19 protein-coding genes and 3 tRNA genes are annotated in these 19,610 nt (G+C 72.0%); 8 read left to right on the top strand and 14 right to left on the bottom strand.

The features are described from left to right. The first annotated feature begins 18 nt into the window (after positions 1–18). Entirely contained in the window at positions 19–1,017 is a 999-nt protein-coding gene (locus MUN33_RS09015) for a prephenate dehydrogenase (protein ID WP_244804588.1), read from the top strand. Positions 1,018–1,024: 7 nt separating this feature from the next. On the opposite strand, the gene MUN33_RS09010 is transcribed toward MUN33_RS09015, so the two are convergent. Genes MUN33_RS09010 through MUN33_RS08990 form a run of 5 tightly spaced genes read right to left on the bottom strand, consistent with a single transcriptional unit; the run spans position 1,025 to position 5,096 of the window. Beyond that, the gene (locus MUN33_RS09010) at positions 1,025–2,005 is read right to left on the bottom strand and encodes a serine hydrolase (protein WP_244804587.1); all 981 of its coding nucleotides are present in this window, start codon (positions 2,003–2,005) and stop codon (positions 1,025–1,027) included. A 26-nt stretch (positions 2,006–2,031) separates the two neighbouring features. Beyond that, complete coding sequence (locus tag MUN33_RS09005) at positions 2,032–2,961, bottom strand: serine hydrolase (RefSeq protein WP_244804586.1); 930 nt, start codon at positions 2,959–2,961, stop codon at positions 2,032–2,034. After that, positions 2,945–3,679, bottom strand: coding sequence for a hypothetical protein (locus MUN33_RS09000; RefSeq protein WP_244804585.1), 735 nt, complete (start codon positions 3,677–3,679; stop codon positions 2,945–2,947). The genes MUN33_RS09005 and MUN33_RS09000 overlap by 17 nt, the downstream gene beginning before the upstream one ends. Before the next feature lie 2 nt (positions 3,680–3,681). Further along, the gene (locus MUN33_RS08995) at positions 3,682–4,566 is read right to left on the bottom strand and encodes an alpha/beta-hydrolase family protein (protein ID WP_244804681.1); all 885 of its coding nucleotides are present in this window, start codon (positions 4,564–4,566) and stop codon (positions 3,682–3,684) included. Continuing rightward, positions 4,566–5,096 carry a hypothetical protein gene (locus MUN33_RS08990; RefSeq protein ID WP_244804584.1) on the bottom strand — a complete coding sequence of 177 codons (531 nt, stop codon included), beginning with the start codon at positions 5,094–5,096 and terminating at the stop codon, positions 4,566–4,568. The genes MUN33_RS08995 and MUN33_RS08990 overlap by 1 nt, the downstream gene beginning before the upstream one ends. 114 nt (positions 5,097–5,210) lie before the next feature. Here MUN33_RS08990 and MUN33_RS08985 point away from each other — a divergent pair, with 114 nt between their 5' ends. Both MUN33_RS08985 and MUN33_RS08980 read left to right on the top strand, forming a co-directional pair. Next, positions 5,211–6,473, top strand: coding sequence for a sensor histidine kinase (locus MUN33_RS08985; RefSeq protein ID WP_244804583.1), 1,263 nt, complete (start codon positions 5,211–5,213; stop codon positions 6,471–6,473). A 10-nt stretch (positions 6,474–6,483) separates the two neighbouring features. Then, on the top strand, positions 6,484–7,146 hold the full coding sequence (locus MUN33_RS08980; RefSeq protein ID WP_244804582.1) for a response regulator: 663 nt from the start codon (positions 6,484–6,486) through the stop codon (positions 7,144–7,146). Here MUN33_RS08980 and MUN33_RS08975 read toward each other — a convergent pair. Continuing rightward, positions 7,093–8,439, bottom strand: a complete 1,347-nt coding sequence (locus tag MUN33_RS08975; RefSeq protein WP_244804581.1) for a non-ribosomal peptide synthetase — start codon at positions 8,437–8,439, stop codon at positions 7,093–7,095. The two genes, MUN33_RS08980 and MUN33_RS08975, sit on opposite strands and share 54 nt — an antisense overlap. 143 nt (positions 8,440–8,582) lie before the next feature. On the opposite strand from MUN33_RS08975, the gene MUN33_RS08970 reads away from it, so the two are divergent. Further along, entirely contained in the window at positions 8,583–9,323 is a 741-nt protein-coding gene (locus tag MUN33_RS08970) for an alpha/beta fold hydrolase (protein WP_369414947.1), read from the top strand. 56 nt (positions 9,324–9,379) lie between these two features. Here MUN33_RS08970 and MUN33_RS08965 read toward each other — a convergent pair. Beyond that, a tRNA-Arg gene (locus tag MUN33_RS08965) sits at positions 9,380–9,452 on the bottom strand. An 85-nt stretch (positions 9,453–9,537) separates the two neighbouring features. Continuing rightward, on the bottom strand, positions 9,538–10,299 hold the full coding sequence (locus MUN33_RS08960) for an SDR family oxidoreductase (protein WP_244804579.1): 762 nt from the start codon (positions 10,297–10,299) through the stop codon (positions 9,538–9,540). A gap of 83 nt (positions 10,300–10,382) precedes the next feature. On the opposite strand from MUN33_RS08960, the gene MUN33_RS08955 reads away from it, so the two are divergent. Continuing rightward, on the top strand, positions 10,383–10,958 hold the full coding sequence (locus MUN33_RS08955) for a dihydrofolate reductase family protein (RefSeq protein ID WP_244804578.1): 576 nt from the start codon (positions 10,383–10,385) through the stop codon (positions 10,956–10,958). A gap of 56 nt (positions 10,959–11,014) precedes the next feature. Here the strand turns inward: MUN33_RS08955 and MUN33_RS08950 are convergent. After that, positions 11,015–11,087: transfer RNA gene (locus MUN33_RS08950), tRNA-Arg, on the bottom strand. A 178-nt stretch (positions 11,088–11,265) separates the two neighbouring features. Next, a tRNA-Ser gene (locus MUN33_RS08945) sits at positions 11,266–11,357 on the bottom strand. 84 nt (positions 11,358–11,441) lie between these two features. Here MUN33_RS08945 and MUN33_RS08940 point away from each other — a divergent pair. Together MUN33_RS08940 and MUN33_RS08935 are read left to right on the top strand one after the other, a co-directional pair. After that, positions 11,442–12,524: a histidinol-phosphate transaminase gene (locus tag MUN33_RS08940; protein WP_244804577.1), complete on the top strand. Its 1,083-nt coding sequence runs from the start codon at positions 11,442–11,444 to the stop codon at positions 12,522–12,524. Positions 12,525–12,558: 34 nt separating this feature from the next. Further along, positions 12,559–13,155 carry a hypothetical protein gene (locus MUN33_RS08935; RefSeq protein WP_244804576.1) on the top strand — a complete coding sequence of 199 codons (597 nt, stop codon included), beginning with the start codon at positions 12,559–12,561 and terminating at the stop codon, positions 13,153–13,155. Here the strand turns inward: MUN33_RS08935 and MUN33_RS08930 are convergent. The 3 genes from MUN33_RS08930 to MUN33_RS08920 all read right to left on the bottom strand — a co-directional run bounded on the left by MUN33_RS08930 (position 13,152) and on the right by MUN33_RS08920 (position 16,655). After that, positions 13,152–13,727 (bottom strand): septum formation family protein, encoded by a 576-nt coding sequence (locus MUN33_RS08930; protein WP_244804575.1) that lies wholly within the window; start codon positions 13,725–13,727, stop codon positions 13,152–13,154. The two genes, MUN33_RS08935 and MUN33_RS08930, sit on opposite strands and share 4 nt — an antisense overlap. Before the next feature lie 16 nt (positions 13,728–13,743). Next, positions 13,744–15,111, bottom strand: a complete 1,368-nt coding sequence (locus tag MUN33_RS08925; RefSeq protein ID WP_244804574.1) for a class I SAM-dependent methyltransferase — start codon at positions 15,109–15,111, stop codon at positions 13,744–13,746. Positions 15,112–15,176: 65 nt separating this feature from the next. After that, complete coding sequence (locus MUN33_RS08920) at positions 15,177–16,655, bottom strand: FAD-binding oxidoreductase (protein WP_244804573.1); 1,479 nt, start codon at positions 16,653–16,655, stop codon at positions 15,177–15,179. 52 nt (positions 16,656–16,707) lie between these two features. Between MUN33_RS08920 and MUN33_RS08915 the strand changes: the two genes are divergently transcribed. Then, complete coding sequence (locus MUN33_RS08915; protein WP_439647847.1) at positions 16,708–19,167, top strand: ATP-dependent RNA helicase; 2,460 nt, start codon at positions 16,708–16,710, stop codon at positions 19,165–19,167. Between the two features lie 3 nt (positions 19,168–19,170). Here MUN33_RS08915 and MUN33_RS08910 read toward each other — a convergent pair whose 3' ends face one another. Then, on the bottom strand, positions 19,171–19,560 hold the full coding sequence (locus MUN33_RS08910; protein WP_244804571.1) for a DUF488 domain-containing protein: 390 nt from the start codon (positions 19,558–19,560) through the stop codon (positions 19,171–19,173). Positions 19,561–19,610: the final 50 nt, after the last annotated feature.

Here is a 19,610-nt window from a genome sequence, read left to right as displayed (position 1 = left end):
CTGTGCCACACTTGAAAGGTGAACAACGCTCCCCTGTCCCCCACCCCCCGCCCGGTCTGTGTCCTCGGCCTCGGCCTGATCGGCGGCAGCCTGGTACGCGACCTGCGCGAGGCGGGCCGCCCGGTGTTCGGGTGGAACAGGTCGACGGCGACGGTGGAGGCCGCCACCGCCGACGGTGTCGACGCCTCCACCGACCTGGTGGCGACGTTGCACCGCGCCGCGGCGCAGGACGCGCTCCTGGTGCTGGGCGTCCCCGTCCCCGCACTGCCCACGCTGCTGGAGGCGGTCGCCGCGCACGCCCCGGACTGCGGGCTGACCGACGTGGTGAGTGTGAAGGGCGACGTGCTGGAGACGGTGACCGCCCACGGGCTGGCCGGACGCTACGTCGGCGGCCACCCGATGGCGGGGACGGCGGACTCCGGGTGGGACGCGACCACCGTGGGCCTGTTCCGCGACGCGGTGTGGGTGGTCACCCACGACAACGCGCAGGACGACCCGGCGTGGGTGGACGTGTGGCGCAGGGTGGTGGAGATGGCGGAGACCACCGGTGCGGTGGTGGTGCCGGCGCGCACCGCCGCGCACGACAGTGCGGTGGCCCGGATCTCCCACCTGCCGCACGTCGTGGCCGAGGCCCTGTCGATCACCGCGGACCGGGGCGGGGCGCTGGCGTTGTCCCTGGCGGCGACGAGCTTCCGCGACGGCACCCGGGTGGCGGGGACCGCGCCGCACCTGGTGCAGGCGATGTGCGAGAACAACCGGGACGCCCTGGTCACGGCACTGGACGAGACGCTCGCCCTGCTGACCTCCGCGCGGGACGCCCTGACCGACCCCGACGACGGCATCGGTACGATGGCACACGACGGTCACGACGCCCGCCTGCGGTACGAGGCCTTCGCCGGCCGGACCCGCGAGACCCCGGCCAACCGGCCGCTCATCCGGGTGCAGCCCGGCGCCCCGGGATGGCTGGACCAGCTGCACTACGCCGAGACCCTCGGTGCCCGGATCGACGTGTTCTGAGGGGCGTCTACCCCACCTGGCACTCGGCGGCGCCGCCGTTGGCGGACGCCTCGTCGACGAGCGGGGCGATCCGCCGGGCCATCTCGCTGACGGCGGCCCGTGCGGTCTCCTCCTGCCCGTCCTCGGGGATCACCGCGACGGCGACGGGCACCTGGGCGCCGACGGGGCCGACGAGCCCGAATTCACGCAGGATGAAGCTGCCGTCGGCGGTGTCACCCCAGCCGCCCTTCACCCGGGCTCCCTCGAGCTGCCCGAGCCCGGTGCGGTGTTCGTCGGAGAGCCGCCCCATCGCGTCGAGCACCTGCCCGGAGCCGAGCACGCAAGCCATCTGGTTGGCGAAGATGGCCTGGTGGTCGAGGGTCCAGACGATGTCGCCGAAACCCTCGTAGTCGTCGCGGCTCCAGTCCACGGTGGTGTCCGTGGGGTCGCCGCCCTGGCCCAGGACCGCGCCGAGTTCGGCCGCGTCGGCTTCGTCGTCGTCGCCGAGGGTCTGCCAGAGCCGCAGGGCGGCGTCGTTGTCGGAGACGGTGATGGCCCGGTCGATGTCCGGCACCAGGTCCTCGACGGGGCGGCCGTCCCGCAGGCTCTTCTGCACCGCGGCGATGGACACCGGCACCTTCACCGACGACAGCGCGCGGGCCTCCTGCAGTTCCCCGACGTGCACGATCCCGCCGCCGGCACGCATGGTGGCCCCGGTGGTGACACCGAACTCCGCGCCGATCTCGTCGGTGACCGCGGCGAGGGCGACCCGGATGCTCTCCGCCTCCTGCTCGGCGGTCGGTGCGGACGATGCGGCGACATCCTGTTCGAGGGCGCGTTGCCGGCGTTCCGCCTCGTCACCGTCGTCGGCGGAGAGCCCGTTGAGGAACACCGCCGCACTCAGGATGGCCAGCAGCAGTCCACCGACGACCCACAGGCTGAGCGGGTTCGTCTGGGTCTCCGCGGCCCGGTGATGCGTTCCTGTTGTTCTCCTGCGTACCACAGCCATCGACACTAGCCCACGTCGTGGCGTTTTCAGCAGTCGCCGTCGGCCGCCTCACCGTGAGCACCGGTGACGGTGTCGCGTACCGACGTGACGGCCGCGTCGAGCACCCGCTGCGCCGATTCGTAGGTCCCGTCGTCTGCGGTGACGGCCACGGCGACGGGGACCGTCGTGCCGTCCTCCGCGGGCACCAGCCCGAACTGGCGCAGCAGGTAAGTGCCGTCCGTGTCGGGGCCCCAGCCGCCCTTGAAGCGGGCGCCGTCGAACTGCCCCAGCCCGGAGGACTGGGCGGGGCTGACCTGCCCCATCGCCTCGAGGACCGGTTCCGAGCCGGGGATGCAGCGCAGTCCCGCGGCGAAGGTGACCTGGTCGTCGAGGGTCCAGGTGGTCTGCCCGAAGACGCTGAACTCGGCGCGGCGTCTCTCGGCGGGCACGGTGGTGGTCGTGTCGCCCCCGGCGCGCAGGACGTCCTGTACCGCGGCGGCGGCCTGCCCCGGGTCGCCGAGAGAGCCCCAGAGGGCCTCGGCGGCGGCGTTGTCGGAGACGGTGATCGCCTGCCTCATCTGCCCGACGAGGGCGTCGTCACCCGGCGCGGCGTTCAGCGCGGCGATGGACAGCGGCACTTTGCTGGTGGACCAGGCGGCGTCGGCGAGGTCGGCCAGCGAACCACCGGTGCGCAGGGCCCCGTCGTCGAGCAGCGCGACGCCGACGCTGCCGCCGGTCTCGGCGACGTCGATGTCGGCACCGGCGTCGGGCGCGTCCGGTGCGGTGGTGGTCGGTGACGGTGCGGTGCCGCCCGCGATACTGCTCGTGGTGCTGGCCGTGGTGTCGGCCGTGCCCGTGGCGGTGGTCTCCCCCGGCCGGTCGACCTCGCCGATGACGCACCCGGTGAGCAGCAGGACCGCCGCTGCGGCAGCTGCGGCGGCGCCGGTGCGTCCCGTCCGGTCACGCAATGTAGACATTCGCGTTGTTCCCTCCGGCGCAGTGGACGTAGCTTCCCTCGTCGGTGCAGGTCATCCGGTAGCTGTCCCCGGTGACGGGGCTGCGGACGTCGAGGGTCTGGTCGGTCTCCCGGTCGTCGAGGTAGGCCTCGACGAAGGCGTCGCGGACGGCCTGGGCGAAGTCGTCGCTGGTGTAGCTGCCGCCGACGGGCGGTGACTTGTAGACGGAGTTGAAGTTGCCGGTGGGTTCGTCGTTACGGGCCGCGGCGTTGACCGGTTCCGCCCCGGACGGCAGGTCCGCGCGGTCGGGGCGTGCGGCACTGCTGGTCTCCGAGGGGGCGTCCCCGGTGGTCTGTTCCCCGCCGGCCCCGGCGGTCGGCGCCTGGCTGGTGGCCGTCGGCGCGGTGGCCCCGTCGGAGCCGTCGGAGCCGCCGAAGAGGTCGTCCCACTTCCAGACCAGCACGGCGACGACCAGGATGATGATCAGCACCGGGATCAGGACCAGCAGGACCCCGCCGGCCCTGCGTCCCGGCGGCGGGGTGGGTTGCGGCGGGGCGGGCTGGGTAGGCGGAGTCGGCGCCTGGCCCCAGTCGGGTTGGCCGCCGGCGGCCTGCCCCCACTGCGGGTAGGGGTTCCCGCCGCCCGGGGCGGGACGGAACGCGCGGGTGGAGTCCTCGTCGGCCCGGCGGCCCCAGCCGCCATAGCCGTCATTGTCGCCATCGCCAGCATTGTCGGCCACTGTCATCCCCTTACGCTTCCCTGAAATTCTCTGCTCGCATTCAGTGTAAGGCACTCGCGCGGCGGGAGGACGGGCCGGTAGCTGTGCCGCGTCCCCGGCGTCGTCGACGCCGAGCCCGGCAGGTCCGCCAGCACCCGCGCCGCCACCACCGGGGAGGCGAGCAACCGCAGGTCCAGGCGTGCCACCGGGTCGTCGTCGTTGACCCGGTCGACGGTGCACCGGTCGGCGGCCGGGGCGTCCACGGTCCCGGGACGCCCCTGCCACAACTGCGCCGACACCGCCGACTCCCCCGGGGTGGCAAGTCGCTGCACCGCAGCGGTGCCCGCCGCCACGCCGAGGCTCTGCCCCTGCACCACCACGTCCGGACGCCGGGTCTCCGGCAGCCCGGCGACGCGGTCGACGACCTCCTGCAGCAGCGCCGTCGCCGAGTCCTCGGCGAGGTCGGGCCGCATCAGGTACGCCACCGCCGAGGGGGTGCGGGCGTACCGGACCGACACCGTGGCCACGTCGCCGCCCGCCCACGCCTCCACTGCCTCGACCTGGACGGGGTCGACCCACCCCGAGCCGGTCGGCAGGGCGACCACCACCACGTCCCGGGCCAACCCACCGGCGGCGACGAGGTCGTCGACGGTCTCCCGCGCGGCACGGCCGACGTCCTGCCCGGGGTGGTCGCCGAAGACCCGCACCGCCCCGACCGGGGACGCCTCGGTGAGGACGTCGCGGGGCTGCTGCCGCAGCGGCCCCTCGTCGAAGACCCACCACAGCGCCCCGCCGAGCGGACCCACCGCCTGCCACAGGATGAGCGCGACGAGCACGACCACCCACCGCCGCCGTGGCCGGGGCGTCTCCTCCGGCGCCGGGCCCGGTGTCGCCGCGTCCAGTTGCATCACCACGGGAACCACTCCTCCACCGGGGCACCGTTGCGCTGACGCAGCGTGTTCGCCGCCACGGCGGTGTGCGCCACCGCGGCCATCACCCGGCACCCGTTGTCGGTGCAGGACGCCCGCATCTGCGCCGCCATCCGCCGGTCCAACGCCCGGCGGGTGCCCGACGGGATCGGCTCCCCGATCCGGTGAGCGACCCGCAGCAGGTCGTAGCCCAGGTCGTGGGTCCGGCACGCCGGTTCGAACGAGTCCGGCAACGGCACCGGCGACGAGCAGTCCCCGTCCGGGTTCTCGGCGTATCCGTCGTGCGTGCCCGGCCGGTAGCCGAGTTCGGCGACGAGGGCGTCCGGGAAGTAGGACCTCCCGGTGCCACCGGCGGCGAGGGTCTCCGCCGCCGCGACGGCACCGACGGGTCCACCACCCCGTGGCCCGGCAGGCGCCGCCGACCCGGCCGGCGGCACGACCAGTGCGGCGGCGACCACGGTGGCACAGACGGCGGTGAGGATTCTTCGGCGTGACGTCATGGGGTTCATGGCCCGGAACGCTAGGAACCGGCACCCGCCGCGGGGATCCCCCTGCAGGGTGATTGTCGATCTCCCTCTCCAGGGGGATCCGGGCCACCGGCACACCGACTAGCGTCTCCCACCATGAGACGCACGAAGAACCCGGCCTCCCCGACCCGCACCTCCCGGATGTCCCGTCTGACCCCGGTGGTCCGTCCGGTACAGAGCGCGGTGAACCGTGGTGCAGCCCATGCCGGCGTTCCTCCGCTCGTCCTGTTCCTCGTGGTCGTCTTCACGGCGATCCTCTTCGCCGTCGCCTGGCCCACGTATTTCGTTACCCATGAGTTCTTCACCGCCACGTCCCCGTTCCGCGTGGCAGTCGTTCCGTTGGTTGCTGCCGCGGGCACATGGCCGGTGCTGGCGTCACTGTGGCGGCCCTGGTCGTCGTGGCTGACGGTGGCGCTGGCCTGCCTGGTGAGTGTGCCGTTCCGCTACAACATGGACTTCGCACTCGGCTGGCCGGTCCCCTTCCACCTCGCACTGGCCTTCACCCTGGCGGTCGTGGTGCTGCGCGGCCCACGCAACGCCGTGGCCGTCGCGGTGGTCGGCACCCTGGCGCTGATGCTCACCAACCCCGCTGAGGTCATCGGAGGATGGATCGTGGGCACCGCGGTATGGACCGTGGTGTTCCTGCTGCTGCGCTGGCTGCTGGCCTCCCGACGGGACCTGCGGCGTGAAGAGACCCGCACCAGCGAACAGTCCGAGATGCGGGTCATGGCCGAGGAACGCAACCGCCTGGCCCGGGACCTGCACGACGTCGTCGCCCACCAGATGTCGATGATCGTCGTGCAGTCCCAGTCCGCCCCCTACCGGCTGCAGGGCGTCACCCCGGCGATCCACGCGGAGTTCGACTCACTGTCCGACACCGCCCGCGAGGCACTCAACCAGGTCCGCGAACTGCTCGGCGTGCTGCGCAGCGACGCCGAGACCGGCGACACCACCCCGGTCGGCGCCGACCAGATCGGCCCGACACTGCAGGCCGCACGCCGCGCCGGGATGGACGTGAGCTGGCCGGCGCAGAGCCTCGACCTGGCGGTGTCCTCACTCGACGACACCACCGGGGTCGTCCTGCACCGGGTGCTGCAGGAGTGCCTGTCGAACGCCTCACGCCACGCGCCCGGCAGCCGGGTGCTCGTCGACCTCACGGTGGAGGACGGCTGGGTCACGCTCACCGTGGACAACGGCCCGGCCGCCAGCGACGCCATCGTCCCCCCGGAGCACAGCGGCGGGGCGGGGATCCAGGGCATGTCCGCCCGGGTGCGCGCCGTCGGCGGCAGCTTCACCGCCCTGCCCGCCGCGGACGGCGGGTTCACCGTCACCGCGGGCGTCCCGGTGACCACCCGGTAACGTGAGCGACATGACCGACAGCACCGTTCTCGTCGTCGACGACCAGGCGATGGTCCGCCAGGGGTTCGCCGCCCTGCTCAACTCCCGCGACGGCGTCACCGTGGTCGGGGACGCCGCCGACGGTGCCCAGGCCGTCGACCAGGTCACCCGCCTGCGCCCCGACGTGGTCTTCATGGACGTGCGCATGCCCGTGATGGACGGGCTCGAGGCCGCCCGGCGGATCCTGTCGCTCGGCCTGGACCCCGCCCCGCGGATCATCATGCTCACCACCTTCGACCTCGACGACTACGTCTACGAGGCCCTGCGCATCGGCTGTTCCGGGTTCCTGCTCAAGGACGCCCCCGCCGACGAACTCGCCCGCGCCGTGCGGCTCTCGGTCACCGGCGAGGCGCTGCTCGCGCCGACCGTCACCCGCCGGCTCATCGCCGACGCCGTCGCCCGGTCACCACGGACCCCGCCACGCCGCGACCCACCCGAACTGGCGTCGCTGACGCCGCGGGAACGCGAGACCGTCGAACAGATCGCCACCGGACGCTCCAACGCCGAGATCGCCACCGCCCTGTTCATCTCCGAGGAGACCGTGAAGACCCACGTCCGCAACGTGCTGCAGAAGCTGCGGCTACGCGACCGGGCGCAGGTCGTGGTCTTCGCCTACGAGAACGGCGTCGTCTGAACCGGCCGCACGCAACCCCGCGGCCACCCGGCGGGCCCACTCGCCGACATTCGCCACCGCCGACGGGGTGTCCGGGCAGCGCACCCGCAGGTGCATCCCGTCGTCGTTGAGGACGAACCACGCCATCACCCCGTCCGTCCGGATGCACGCCGAGACATGCCGCGGACGGGCCTCCGTCGGCACCTGCACCGGCAACCGCCGGTTGTCCAGCCACGACAGGGCGAACATCCCCGGTGTCGCCGGCATCCCTCCCCACGGCCGCAGCAAGGGCGCCAACGGGTACGCCCCCAGGGCGACCGCGTCACGGACCGCCGTGGCACAGGCCTGCGGGTCGGTGGAGTCGCACTCCAGCACCGAGTTGGTGATGAACCACCCGACCGACCCCGCCCACCGGTCCGGGTCGTCCGCCGGACCGCGGCGGGAGTGGACGGGGAACACCGCGCGCAGTGCACCGGCGTGCATGTCCCGGTTGACCTGCGTCAGGACGCTGACCGTCAACGGCAGCAGCCGGACGCCCCGACGCGCCGCGACCTGCTCCAGCCGCCCCAGCCCTGCGGCGTCGAGCACGTCGATGACCTCGACCACCTCGTCCCGGGGTTCCGAGACGTCGCCGAGGCTCAGCGGGAAGACCGGCATCCCGCCGTCGCCGCGGTCCATGATCCCCCGCCACCGGTCCCGGACGTGGTCCGGCGCCGGTGGGAGCGCCTCCAGCGCGCGGGTGTGCGCGGCGAAGGACGGCACCGGCGGCAGGTCACCGGCACCACCGGCACCACCGAGTGCGGCGAGCATGTCGCGCACCAGGACCAGCAGCGACCAGGCGTCCGTGTGGCTGTGGTCCAGCCCGATCACCGCCGTGCAGGTACCGTCGGCGTGCTCCACGACCGCCAGCCGGTGCGACGGTGCGGCGAAGGGCGCGCAGGCCCGGTCGAAGACCCGGCGCAGGACGGCGCGGGGGTCGTCCGCCCCGTCGCCGACGTGCCGCCACCGTCCGCCGGTGACCGCCACGGGGTGGACCCTGATCCCGTCGCCGTCGTCCCGCAGTACCGTGCGCAGCGTCCCGTGACGCTGCACCAGGCGGTGCCACGCCTCGGCGAGGCGTCCGCGGCCCACCGGCGGCACGACGAAGGCGACGGCCATCCAGGTGCCGGGCCGGGTGCCCGCGGCGGCGTGCCGGGCCTGGTCGAAGGACGCCGCCGTCGGGTGCGCCGGGTCCGGGGACACGGCCACGGTCATGTCGAACACGTGGACCTGCCCTGCGGGCAGCTCCATCGCGGCTACAGTTGTCAGTCTCATACCCACGGACGATAGGGCCGCGGGATTACGTACGGATGTCCACCATGAGTCGCCTGACCGACACCTCCACACCCCCCAGTTCCATACCCCCCAGTTCCATACCCCTCAGCCACGACGTCTGGGGCCCCACCGACGGTACCCCGGTGGTGCAGCTCCACGGGCTGACGTCCAGCCGCGCCCGTGACGTCGCCCTCGGACTCGACCTCACCGCAGGTCAGGACGGTCTGCGGGTGCTCCGCTACGACGCCCGCGGACACGGGCGGTCACCGGGGCCCGCGCACCCCGCGGCCTACCGGTGGCCGTCGCTGGCCAGGGACCTGGAGCGCATCGTCGACGACTACTCGCCGGACGCCCCCGTCCACGCCGTCGGCCAGTCGATGGGGGCGGCGACGATCCTGACGTCCGCGGCGGCGGGGGCGACCTACGCCTCGATGACCCTGTGCATCCCGCCCACCGCCTGGGAACTGCGCGGCAACCGGGCCGGCATCTACGAACGCTCCGCACGGTTCGTCGAGGAGCACGGACTCGCCGCCTACGCGGACACCACGCGGGCCGAACCCGCTCCCCCGGCACGCGACCCGGACGTCCCGTTCACCCTGCCGGACGTCCCGGAGGCGCTGCTGCCGACGGTGTTCCGTGGTGCGGCGGGCAACGACCTGCCGTCCCGGTCGCGGATCGCCGCCCTCGGCGAACGACGCGTCCCGACGCTGATCCTGGCGTGGACCGGTGACCCCGCGCACCCGGTGGCCGTCGCCGAGGAACTGCATGCGCTGCTGCCCGGCTCCCGGCTGATGACCGCCGACTCCCCGTACCAGGTGGCCCGGTGGCCCGACGTCATCGGTGGTTTCATCCGCACCGCGGCGAAGTTCACGCCCCGGACATGAGAGGAACCCCCGGGTCGCACCGTGTGCGAACCGGGGGTTCCTTGTCGAGAAAAGCGTGCGCCCGGAGGGATTCGAACCCCCAACCTTCTGATCCGTAGTCAGATGCTCTATCCGTTGAGCTACGGGCGCGCCGTTGCATCTCTGCAACGAGACTATAGCCTACACGCCGGCCGGCGAAGCGACAAAGCACCTGGTGGAACCCCGTTTCAGGACCCTAGGTGACCCGGGACAGGAGCCGCAGCGGGAGCACCTTCAGCACCGGGCCGACGAGACGCCACGGCCACCCCGGGACGAGCGCCCGGCGCTTGCGCCCCTCGATCGCGGCCACCATGGAACGGACCCCTGTCCGCGTGTCCACCAGCAGCGGGGTCCTGCCCTCCGCCTGGGCGGTCATCTCCGAACGGATGTACCCGGGGAACAGCACGGTCACGTCGACGGGACTGCCGGCGGCCGCCAGCTCCGCCTGCAACCCCTCCCCCATGTTCGCCACGAACGCCTTGGTGGCGCCGTAGGTGGTCAGCGCCCGGCGGTTGCCGCGCAGGGCGGAGACCGACGACAGCAGGACGAGGTGCCCGGCGTCCTTCGCGCGGAAGATCTCCATCGCCGCCTCGGTCTGCGCCAACGCGCCGAGGACGTTCGTGGTGGCGGTCTCCCGGTTCGCCTCCGGATGCCCGGACCCGATCGTGCGCCCCTTGCCCAGCCCGGCGTTGACGACGATGCGGTCGAGCCCGCCGTCGGCGTCGGCGTCGGCCCGCCGGAAGACGTCGCGCACCGCGTCCGGGTCGGTGACGTCCAGCGTGTAGGTGCGCACCGTGACGCCGGGGCGGGACGCGGTGATCTCGGCGGAGAGCTCGTCGAGCCGCCCCGTCCTCCGCGCGCAGAGGGCGAGGTCGTGGCCGAGGTCGGCGGACTGGCGTGCGAGTTCGGCGCCGAGCCCGGAACTCGCGCCGGTGATCAGGGTGGTGAAGGTGGCCATGCCGCGACGGTAACAGGCGGACCACACCATGTCAGGCTAAACTGTGATCCTCACCACCCACCACTGAAAGGAGTGTCCCCGCCATGGCCAGAAGACTGGTGTACACCGCGTTCATGTCCCTCGACGGCGTCGTGGACTCCCCCGGGTCCACCGCCGAAGGCCACCCGAGCGGCGGCTGGGTCATGGAGACCGACTACATACCCGAGGCGTTCGCGCTGAAGGCCGAGGAGCTGGAGGAGACGTCGGCGATGATGCTCGGCCGCCGCAGCTACGAGGCCTTCGCCCCGGTATGGCGGGACTCCCCCGACCACGCCGAGTACCGGGACCTGCCGAAATACGTCGTGTCCACGACCCTGGACGAGAGCCGGACCGTCTCCGGCTGGGGCGAGACCACCATCCTGTCGTCCACCGCCGACGTCGCCTCCCTCAAGGAGCAGGACGGCGGCGCGGTGTTCATCCACGGCAGCGCCACACTCGCCCGGTCACTGGCGGACGCCGACCTGATCGACCAGTACAACCTGCTGGTCTTCCCTGTGCTCCTGGGCGCCGGGAAAAGCCTGTTCAACCGGGACGACCGCCCGGCCCGCCGGCTCCGGCTCCGCACGTCGGAGAGCTACCCGAACGGTGTGGTCAAACTCGTGTACGACGTGCCCCGCTGACGGCCGACACGCGAAAACCGCCCCCGACGACTGCCGGGGGCGGTTCAAGAAAAGCGTGCGCCCGGAGGGATTCGAACCCCCAACCTTCTGATCCGTAGTCAGATGCTCTATCCGTTGAGCTACGGGCGCGACGCTGTTTCCAGCGACTCCAGAATCCCCGGCACACCACCAGACGGGACGTGTCACGCGGGCCCGGGGTACACCACACACCCCGTAAAGCGGGACCGCGCCCTGAATGTCCGGTAACTCACCACAAGAACCGGACGGCTGACGACACGTCCTCACGAAAAGCCTGAGGAAACTGAAGTGGCGGAGGCGAGAGGATTTGAACCTCCGGTCCGCCGTTAAGCAGACAACTCATTAGCAGTGAGTCCCATTCGGCCGCTCTGGCACGCCTCCATGCCGTCACGGGTGACGACGCAACGAACGATACATCAGGCCCCCGCCTCATTTCAAAACAACGCGGGGACTAGGCTGAAAACCATGATCCGCGCCGACCTCGCCTCCGTGCCCCCGTACGTCCCCGGCAGCCCCCACGGACTTCCCCTGAAGCTGTCGAGCAACGAGTCGTCCCGCGGCCCACTGCCGGGCGTCACCCGCGCGGCGGCCGAGGCCCTCGCCCGGGCGAACCGCTACCCGGACATGGTCGCCCACGAGCTGCGCAGCACCATCGCCGACTGGCTGGGCGGACCGTCCTCCCTGCTGCTCGACGCCGGGAACATCGCGGTCGGGGCGGGGTCCTCCGCACTGATCCAGCAGGCGGTCCAGGCGACCTGCCGGGGCGGCGACGTCGGCGACCAGGTCGTCTACCCGTGGCGCAGCTTCGAGGCCTACCCCATCCTGGCCCGCGTGGCCGGGGCGGAGGCGGTGGAGGTGCCGCTCACCCCGGACCACCGCAACGACCTCCCCGCCCTGGCCGCGGCCGTCACGGAGAAGACCCGCCTGGTGATCGTCTGCAACCCGAACAACCCGTCGGGCACGACGGTGAGCCGGGAGGAACTCGTCGGGTTCCTCGACGCCGTCCCGTCGGACGTGCAGGTCCTGCTGGACGAGGCGTACGTGGAGTACGTCCGCGAGGCCGGCTTCCCCGACGGACTCGGCCTGCTGGCCGAGTACCCGAACCTCGCGGTCGCCCGGACCTTCTCGAAGGCCTACGGGCTGGCCGGGCTGCGGGTCGGCTACCTGGTCGGGCGGCCGGAGTTCATCGAGGCGGTGAACAAGGTCTGCATCCCGTTCAGCGTGAACGCCGTCGCGCAGGCGGCGGCCGTGGCGAGCATCGCCGCGAAGGACGAGCTGACGGCCCGCACGGACGAGACCGCCGCCCAGCGCACCCGCGTGCTCGGGCACATCCCGGACGCGTGGCGGATCCCCTCGGAGGCCAACTTCGTGTGGCTCGACCTGGGCGAGCGGGCCCGCGCCTTCGAGGAGGCGATCGCCGGGTACGGCATCGCCGTGCGCTGCTTCGACGGTGAGGGCGTGCGCATCACCGTCACCGACACCGACGAGACCGACGTCGTGGTGGAGGCGTTGGACGCCCTGGCGCCGGAGTTCTTCCCGGAACGGTAACCGCCCGGAAACAGACGGGCGCGAGGATGGGGCCATGTACACGCCACCGTTCTCCCCGCTGTTCGCCACCCGCCCGGCAGCATCGCCTGCGGTCCGGGACGTCCGGAGCTTCAACTCGGCCCCGGCGGAGCAACTGACGACCCTGCTGTCGTTCATGACCGCCAGCCGTGAGCTGGCCCGCACCATCGTCGTGGGCCGCCCCTACCTCGACGCGGCGGACGTCTACTCCGCGGCCGCACGCACCCTCGACACCCTCCCCACCCCCTTGGTGGAGGGCATCGTGGACGCCCACCAACCGGTCGACCGCGTCCCGCTGGTGGAGGACGCGTGGACGGCCGGCGAGATCACCGACGACCGGTTGTCGGACCTGCGGGAGGCCGCGCTCGGCTATGCGGCGGCCCAGGGCCACCTCTTCATCGCCGATCCGGCGGTGTGGGGCTCGGCGGAGGCCGTGACGATGATCGCTCCCCGCACCCGCCCGGCCCCCGGGACGGTCAACGCCATGGTGGACGCCCTCGACGCGGACATCGACCGACGGCTCCGGATGCCCGGCGCCGAGGCCTGGGCACTGACCGTGGCGCACCTGCGCGAGTCCAACCGGCAGAAGCTGGAGACCCTGCTGGAGCGTTAACGCCAGCTCTGCGCGAGGGTCCCCTCGATCTGCCCGAGGTTCGGGTCGGTGACGACACAGGTCACCGTGCGGTCGTCCTGCGCCCAGCTCTCCTTCGACGGCATCATGGTGACCACGTCCAGGGACGACACGTCGTACCCGAGGCCGACGTAGCCGGTGAAGGCGTCGCCGCCGCAGATCTCCCCGGCCTCCTGGCCCAGCGGGTCGGCGCCGGGGAACAGGGTCTTGCCGGCGATGTCGGCCTGCGCGTAGACCTCCCCGGCGTGGGGTTCGGCACAGTCGACGACGTCGATCTCACCGGTGCCGTCGAGCTGCCCCATGTCGGCCACGCAGTCGCCGACGGCCAGGCCCCGGGCACCGGGGGCGTCCGGGTCGGTCTCCACCGGCTCGGCGTTGGGCTGGTCCGGGTCCTCCGGTACGTCGCTGACTGCGGACGTCGCGGTGGCCGCCTCCGTCGTCTCCGCCGCCGCCGTCGTCGCGTCCTGCTGCCCCACGTCGCCGATGGTGCAGGCGCTGAGCAGCAACGGTGCGCACAGCACCGCCACCGCAGCGCCTCTGGTGATCGTTCTCATTGCCCCGACGTTACCGTCAGGACCTCCACCACTGACGGACCGGCACCCGGGAACGTCCCGCCTCGTCCGGTTTCACGCCGAGCACCTGGTGGAGCTGGATCACGTTGTGCTCGAAGCCCCATTCGGAGCCCGCCATGTAGAGCCCGAAGAGCCGGGCGGTCTCCTCGCCGACCAGGTGGACCGCCCGGTCCCAGTTCATGGCCAGCAGTTCGCACCAGTCGTGCAGGGTGCGCTGGTAGTGCGGGCGGAGGTTCTCCTCGTGCACCACGTCGAAGCCGGTGTCCTGCATGATCGTGATGATTCGGCCGGAGCCGGTGAGCTCGCCGTCGGGGAAGATGTAGCGGTCGATGAACTGGCCGGTCCTGGTCTTCCGGTTGTGCGGGCGGGTGATGCAGTGGTTGAGCATCCGGCCACCCGGACGCAGCTTGCCGTACAGGCGGGTGAAGTAGTCCTCGTAGTTGGGCACACCGATGTGCTCGAGGATGCCGATGGCGCTGACCGCGTCGAAGTCGGACTCCGGCACGTCCCGGTAGTCCATGCAGCGGACCTCGGCGAGGTCCTGGAGACCCTCCTCCTCGATCCTGGCTTTGCCCCACTCGTACTGCTCCCGCGAGAGGGTGACGCCCACGGCCTTCACCCCGTGACGGGCGGCGTAGCGCACCATGCCGCCCCAGCCGCACCCGACGTCGAGCAGCCGGTCGCCTGGGGAGAGCCGCAGCTTGTCGAAGACGAGACGGTGCTTGTTGTCCTGCGCTTCGGTGAGCGGCCCGTTCGCGGCCGTCCCCTTTTCCCAGTGGCCGTAGCCCCACGTCCCGTCGGGCCCGGTGACCTGGTCCTCCCCGTCGTACTCCGGGTAGTAGGCGCAGGTGTAGGCCATCGAGTCGCCGAGGAAGAGCTCGTAGAAGTCGTTGCCCACGTCGTAGTGCCGGCTCACGACCTCCTTGTCACGCTCGGGGGAGTGCCGGGACAGCCCTTCCAGGACGGCCCTCTTCCAGCCCGGCAGTGTCTCCTGGTCGGGTGCGGGCTGCAGCTTGACCGCACCCATGGCCTTCAGCGACCGGGCGATGTCCAGCAGGTCCTTCACCGAGGGGCGGCGGAGCTGGTCGTAGAGGTGCTGGAGGTGGTCGAAGACCAGGTACGGGTGGCCGGGGTCGTCCCCGGTGACCCGCAGGCTGCCGGTGATGTAGGCGCGTGCCAGGCCCAGGTCGCCGGGCGCGGTGACGATGTAGGCCAGCGCGTCCGGCGAGGTGATCTCCAGGACCAGTTCCGCGTCGGCCGGGCCTGCGGTGGAACCGTCGAAGGCGGTCACGCGGAACGGTGCGGGCGGGGTGATGACCTTGTCCACGATCTCTCCCACCGTCAGCGGCGTGAATCCCCTGCTCATCTCTCTCCTTCTGGTCATCGTGAATCTGTGCTGCATGGTTGTGCCTGTGGTGTCCGTGGTACCCGTCAGACACCCCGCACGGTCTTCTCGTACAACCCGGGGAACCTGCCGTCCGGGTCGAAGACCGCCTTGAGCCGGGCGGGACGGTCACCGCCGTAGAGCGCGGCGAACTGCTCCTCGGTGTAGAACGCCTCGGAGTACAGCGACTTGTGGCCGCCCAGGTCCGAGACGACCCGCTCGATCTCGCGGTTGAAGGCCCCGGGTGGGGTGTCCTCCCCCATGAGGTCAACGGGCACCGAACTCCAGAAGCCCACGTTCACCCAGGTGTCGCCGGGCGACAGCGGGTACAGGGGCCAGGGGGTGTGTTCGCCCGAGTCGTCGGCCAACCGGATGGGGCACAGCCACACCGGCTCGATCTCGCAGTGGGTGAAGAACCAGGTGAGGAACTCCGGCAGGTTGTCCGGGGTGACCTCGATGTCCTGGACGACACGTTCGCGGGCGGGACGGCCGTTGTACGCCTCGATGCGGTCGGCGATGTCGAAGCGCCGGTCCCACCCGATGATCTTCCAGTAGAAACTGGACCGCAGCAGGTCGCGGGGCCACAGTGTGCGGATGGTGGGGTCCTGGGTGCCGAAGGCGCGGTTGCACCAGAACCAGTCGACGTCCCAGCGCCAGAGGTAGTCGCGGACGGTCAGTTTGTCGCGCAGGACGCCCGACGGGTGCTGCAGGGACCGGTAGTAGCTGCGCTCACGGGTGTAGTCGCTGGTGGGGCCCGGTTCGTCGGTGGCGCGCCCCAGGACGAGGTAGCTCTCCGTGAGGCTGAAGACGACGCCGTCGAGGTAGTCGACGCGTTCGCCGTCGTACTCCCGGTCGACGACGACGCGGTCGAGGGTGTCGGTGAGCGACTGCACGTCGTCGAAGCGCACGTGGCGCAGGTCCACGTAGGAGCTGACCTCCTCGCAGCGCACCTTCAGCCGCACGGTGTACCCCAGCGACCCGTAGGAGTTGGGGAAACCGCGGTAGAGGTCGACGTTCTGCGTCGGCGAGCAGGTGAGGACGTCACCGGTGCCGGTGAGCACGTCCATCTCCAGGACGGCCTCGTGCGGCAGCCCGTTGCGGAAGGACGTGGATTCCACGCCCATCCCGGTCACCGCCCCGCCGAGGGTGATGGTCTTCAGCTGCGGGACGACGGTGGGTGCCAGCCCGTAGGGCAGCAGGACGTCCACGAGGTCCTCGTAGGTGCACATGCCCTGGACGTCGGCGGTGCGTGCGACGGGATCGACGGCGATGACGCCGTGCAGGCCGGAGACGTCGAGCCCGACCGCGTCGCCGGACCGCCCGCGGAAGAGGTTGGAGGTCTTCTTGGCCAACCGGACGCGCTGCCCGGGAGGGACGGCGTGGAAACTGTCCTGGAGACGCTGTACCGCCCGCCCGTGGGCGTACCACCCCACCGGGGCCAGGTCACGCTGGTCAAGTCCATTTCCTATACGTACCGCGTCGGTGATCCTGCCGGCGACGGTGACCGCTTTATCCTTCAGGCTCATATAGGACCACTGTAGACCTCCTGTCGGGACGGTGCCGGGGGTGGTTACCCTGATCTGTGTGACCGACCTTCCCTTCGCCGCCGGACGCGAGGCCCTGCTGGACGCGCTGCGCACCCGGGGCACCGCTGTGGTGCAGGCACCGCCCGGCACCGGCAAGACCACCCTGGCGCCCCAGTACGTGCTCGACCATGTGACGGCGACGTCCCCGGGGCGGGTCCCGGGGCGGGTCGTGGTCACCCAGCCGCGGCGTGTCGCCGCCCGGGGGTCCGCCGCGCGTATCGCCGCGCTGCGGGGGTCCGTCCTCGGCGACGAGGTGGGGTACACCGTCCGCGGTGACCGCAAGGCCGGCGCCTCCACCGTGATCGAGATGGTGACCCCGGGGGTGCTGCTGCGCCGCCTGCTGGCCGACCCTGACCTGGACGGTGTGGCGGCGGTGGTCGTCGACGAGATCCATGAACGCCACCTGGAGTCCGACCTGGTGTTCGCCATGCTCGCGCAGCTGCGGGAGCTGCGCGACGACCTCACCGTGGTCGCTATGTCGGCGACGGTGGAGGCGGCCCGGTTCGCCGCGTTGCTGGGCGGCGGCGCGGGGCCGGCGCCGCTGGTGGACGTCCCCTCCCCCATCCACCCGCTGGACGTGCGGTACGCCGGTTCCGCCTCGTCGATGTCCAACCGGGACCGGCGGTCGCGGCGTGCGGTGGCGGAGCTGGTGGAGTCGACGGTGGTGCAGGCGATCGACGAGACGGCGGCGACCGGGGGCGATGTGCTCGCTTTCGTCCCGACGATCCGTGACACGGAGTCGGTCGCCGCGGCGTTGACGGCCCGGGGGATCCCGGCCACCGCCCTGCACGGTCGCCTGTCGACAGCGGAGCAGGCGCGGATCGTGGCCGGTCACGGCGACGGAGTCCGTCGTGTGGTCGTGGCCACCGATGTCGCGGAGTCCTCCCTGACGGTGCCGGGGGTGCGGGTCGTGGTGGACTCCTGCCTGGCACGGGTGTCGCGCCGTGACACCACGCGGGACATGCCGGTCCTGGTCACCGAGACCGCGAGCCAGGCGTCCTGCACCCAGCGTGCCGGCCGGGCCGGGCGTGAGGGGCCGGGGACGGTCTACCGGTGCGTGACCGCGGAGCAGTTCGTCAAGGCACCGGCGTACGCGCCACCGGCGGTGGCGACCAGCGACCTGACGTCCGCCCTGCTCGACGTCGCCTGCTGGGGGTCTCCGCGGGGCGGCGACCTGCCGTTGCCGGATCCTTTCCCGACGGCGGCGACGGACGCCGCGGAGCGCACGCTGCGGTCGATCGGCGCGGTGGACGCGCAGGGACGTGCGACGCAGGAGGGACGGCGCCTCGCGGCGATTCCCACCGACCCGCGGCTCGCGCGGGGCGGGCTCGAGGCCTGCCGGCGGGTGGACGTGCGTACCGTCGCCGCCGTCCTGGCCGTGGTGGACGGCGACGCCCGGGTGCCGGACCTCGTCGCGGCGGTGCGTGACGTACGGGAGGCGCAGGACGCGCGCCGGCGTGATCCGGTGGTGGAGCGTTTCCGGCGCTTGCTGTCACCGTCCGCCACCGGGACGCCCGACCTGTCCGGGGAGGACGCGGTGGCGTACACCCTGGCCTGCGCTTTCCCGGGGCTGGTCGCCCGTCGGGTCGGCGATTCGTCCCGGTACCTCACCACGTCGGGCACCGGGGCGGTGTGGCGTGACGGACGGGCCGGGTCCGCCGGGTGGATCGCCGTCGCCGACCTGGGCCGGGTGCCGGGTGACGCCACCGGGGCGGTCGTGCACTCCGCGGTCCCGCTGTCCCGGGATCTCGCGCTGGCCGCCGCGTCACCCCTGCACGTCGACACCGTGACCTGCACCTGGACACCCGGTGGCGCGACGGGGAAGCTCCAGGCCCGTCGGGTCCGCCGTCTCGGCGCTGTCGAGCTGTCCTCCACCCCGGTCGCCCTGCGGGACGTCGACGCCGGGGTGCGTGCCGAGGCGGTCCGGGCGGGGCTGCAGACCCACGGGCTGGACGCCCTGGAGTGGTCGTCGCACGCCCGTGACCTCCGGCGGCGCGTCCAGTACCTGCACAACCACGGTGTGCCGGGGTACCCGGACGTGCGGCACGGCGGCGCCTTCGTCGATTTCGTGGTCCCGGAACTCGCCGCCGGACAGCGCCCGGACCTGGCGGGGCTGCTGCGCGGGCTGGTCCCCTGGGACCGTCCGGTCGACGAGCTCGCCCCCGAGACGCTGACGTTGCCGGGCGGCCGTACCGTGCGGATCGCGTACCCGGAGTGCGACGCCGGGGCGGACAGCCCTGCCGTCGTCACGACGAAGCTCCAGGACTGCTTCGGGCTGCGTGAGTCACCGGAGATCGCCGGCCGACGCGTCCAGTTCCAGCTGCTGTCCCCGGCGCAACGCCCGGTGGCGATCACCGACGACCTGGAGGGGTTCTGGGACGGCGCCTACCATGGGGTGCGGCGGGAGCTGCGGGGCCGGTACCCGAAGCACTCCTGGCCGGAGCATCCGTGACCCTCACGCGTCCTCCAGGTGGCCACTGAGCCAGTCCCGGAGCACCCGTGCGTGCGTATGTTCGGTGTCCTTCCCGGCAAAGAGGAGCAGGACGTCCCGGTGGCCGAGCTCCTGCGCCAGGGTGGCGAGGTCACCGTCCAGCGCACCGTCGGCGTGCCGCTCGTCGAGTTCGGCACGGTAGGCGTCGCCGAACTGCCCCCAGTCCAGGGCGCCGCCGTGGAAATCCCTCCTCAACTGGTCCGACGGCGTGAGCTCCTTGAGCCAGCCCGTGAGCGGGAGACTGGCCTTCGACACTCCCCGGGGCCACAACCTGTCGACGAGGAAGGTGGCCGCGGCGACACCACCACCGTTCCGGATGTCGTACACACGGGCGATGTCCAGTGATCCCATCATTCTCCCTGTCGATTCGAACATACTGTTGACTGTGTCCGTGGCCCAGTATA

The organism is Corynebacterium kalidii, from assembly GCF_022869005.1.
Classification (GTDB): domain Bacteria; phylum Actinomycetota; class Actinomycetes; order Mycobacteriales; family Mycobacteriaceae; genus Corynebacterium; species Corynebacterium kalidii.
Note: the sequence above shows the minus strand (reverse complement) of the source record. Positions and strands in the feature narration are given on the sequence as shown.

Bases quoted from the DNA above. Each gene is read 5' to 3' on its own strand.
- MUN33_RS09010 (WP_244804587.1), bottom strand. From the start codon at position 2,005: ATGGCTGTGGTACGCAGGAGAACAACAGGAACGCATCACCGGGCCGCG.
- MUN33_RS09005 (WP_244804586.1), bottom strand. From the start codon at position 2,961: ATGTCTACATTGCGTGACCGGACGGGACGCACCGGCGCCGCCGCAGCT.
- MUN33_RS08995 (WP_244804681.1), bottom strand. From the start codon at position 4,566: ATGCAACTGGACGCGGCGACACCGGGCCCGGCGCCGGAGGAGACGCCC.
- MUN33_RS08990 (WP_244804584.1), bottom strand. From the start codon at position 5,096: ATGAACCCCATGACGTCACGCCGAAGAATCCTCACCGCCGTCTGTGCC.
- MUN33_RS08985 (WP_244804583.1), top strand. From the start codon at position 5,211: ATGAGACGCACGAAGAACCCGGCCTCCCCGACCCGCACCTCCCGGATG.
- MUN33_RS08980 (WP_244804582.1), top strand. From the start codon at position 6,484: ATGACCGACAGCACCGTTCTCGTCGTCGACGACCAGGCGATGGTCCGC.
- MUN33_RS08975 (WP_244804581.1), bottom strand. From the start codon at position 8,439: ATGAGACTGACAACTGTAGCCGCGATGGAGCTGCCCGCAGGGCAGGTC.
- MUN33_RS08960 (WP_244804579.1), bottom strand. From the start codon at position 10,299: ATGGCCACCTTCACCACCCTGATCACCGGCGCGAGTTCCGGGCTCGGC.
- MUN33_RS08955 (WP_244804578.1), top strand. From the start codon at position 10,383: ATGGCCAGAAGACTGGTGTACACCGCGTTCATGTCCCTCGACGGCGTC.
- MUN33_RS08940 (WP_244804577.1), top strand. From the start codon at position 11,442: ATGATCCGCGCCGACCTCGCCTCCGTGCCCCCGTACGTCCCCGGCAGC.
- MUN33_RS08935 (WP_244804576.1), top strand. From the start codon at position 12,559: ATGTACACGCCACCGTTCTCCCCGCTGTTCGCCACCCGCCCGGCAGCA.
- MUN33_RS08930 (WP_244804575.1), bottom strand. From the start codon at position 13,727: ATGAGAACGATCACCAGAGGCGCTGCGGTGGCGGTGCTGTGCGCACCG.
- MUN33_RS08925 (WP_244804574.1), bottom strand. From the start codon at position 15,111: ATGAGCAGGGGATTCACGCCGCTGACGGTGGGAGAGATCGTGGACAAG.
- MUN33_RS08920 (WP_244804573.1), bottom strand. From the start codon at position 16,655: ATGAGCCTGAAGGATAAAGCGGTCACCGTCGCCGGCAGGATCACCGAC.
- MUN33_RS08910 (WP_244804571.1), bottom strand. From the start codon at position 19,560: ATGATGGGATCACTGGACATCGCCCGTGTGTACGACATCCGGAACGGT.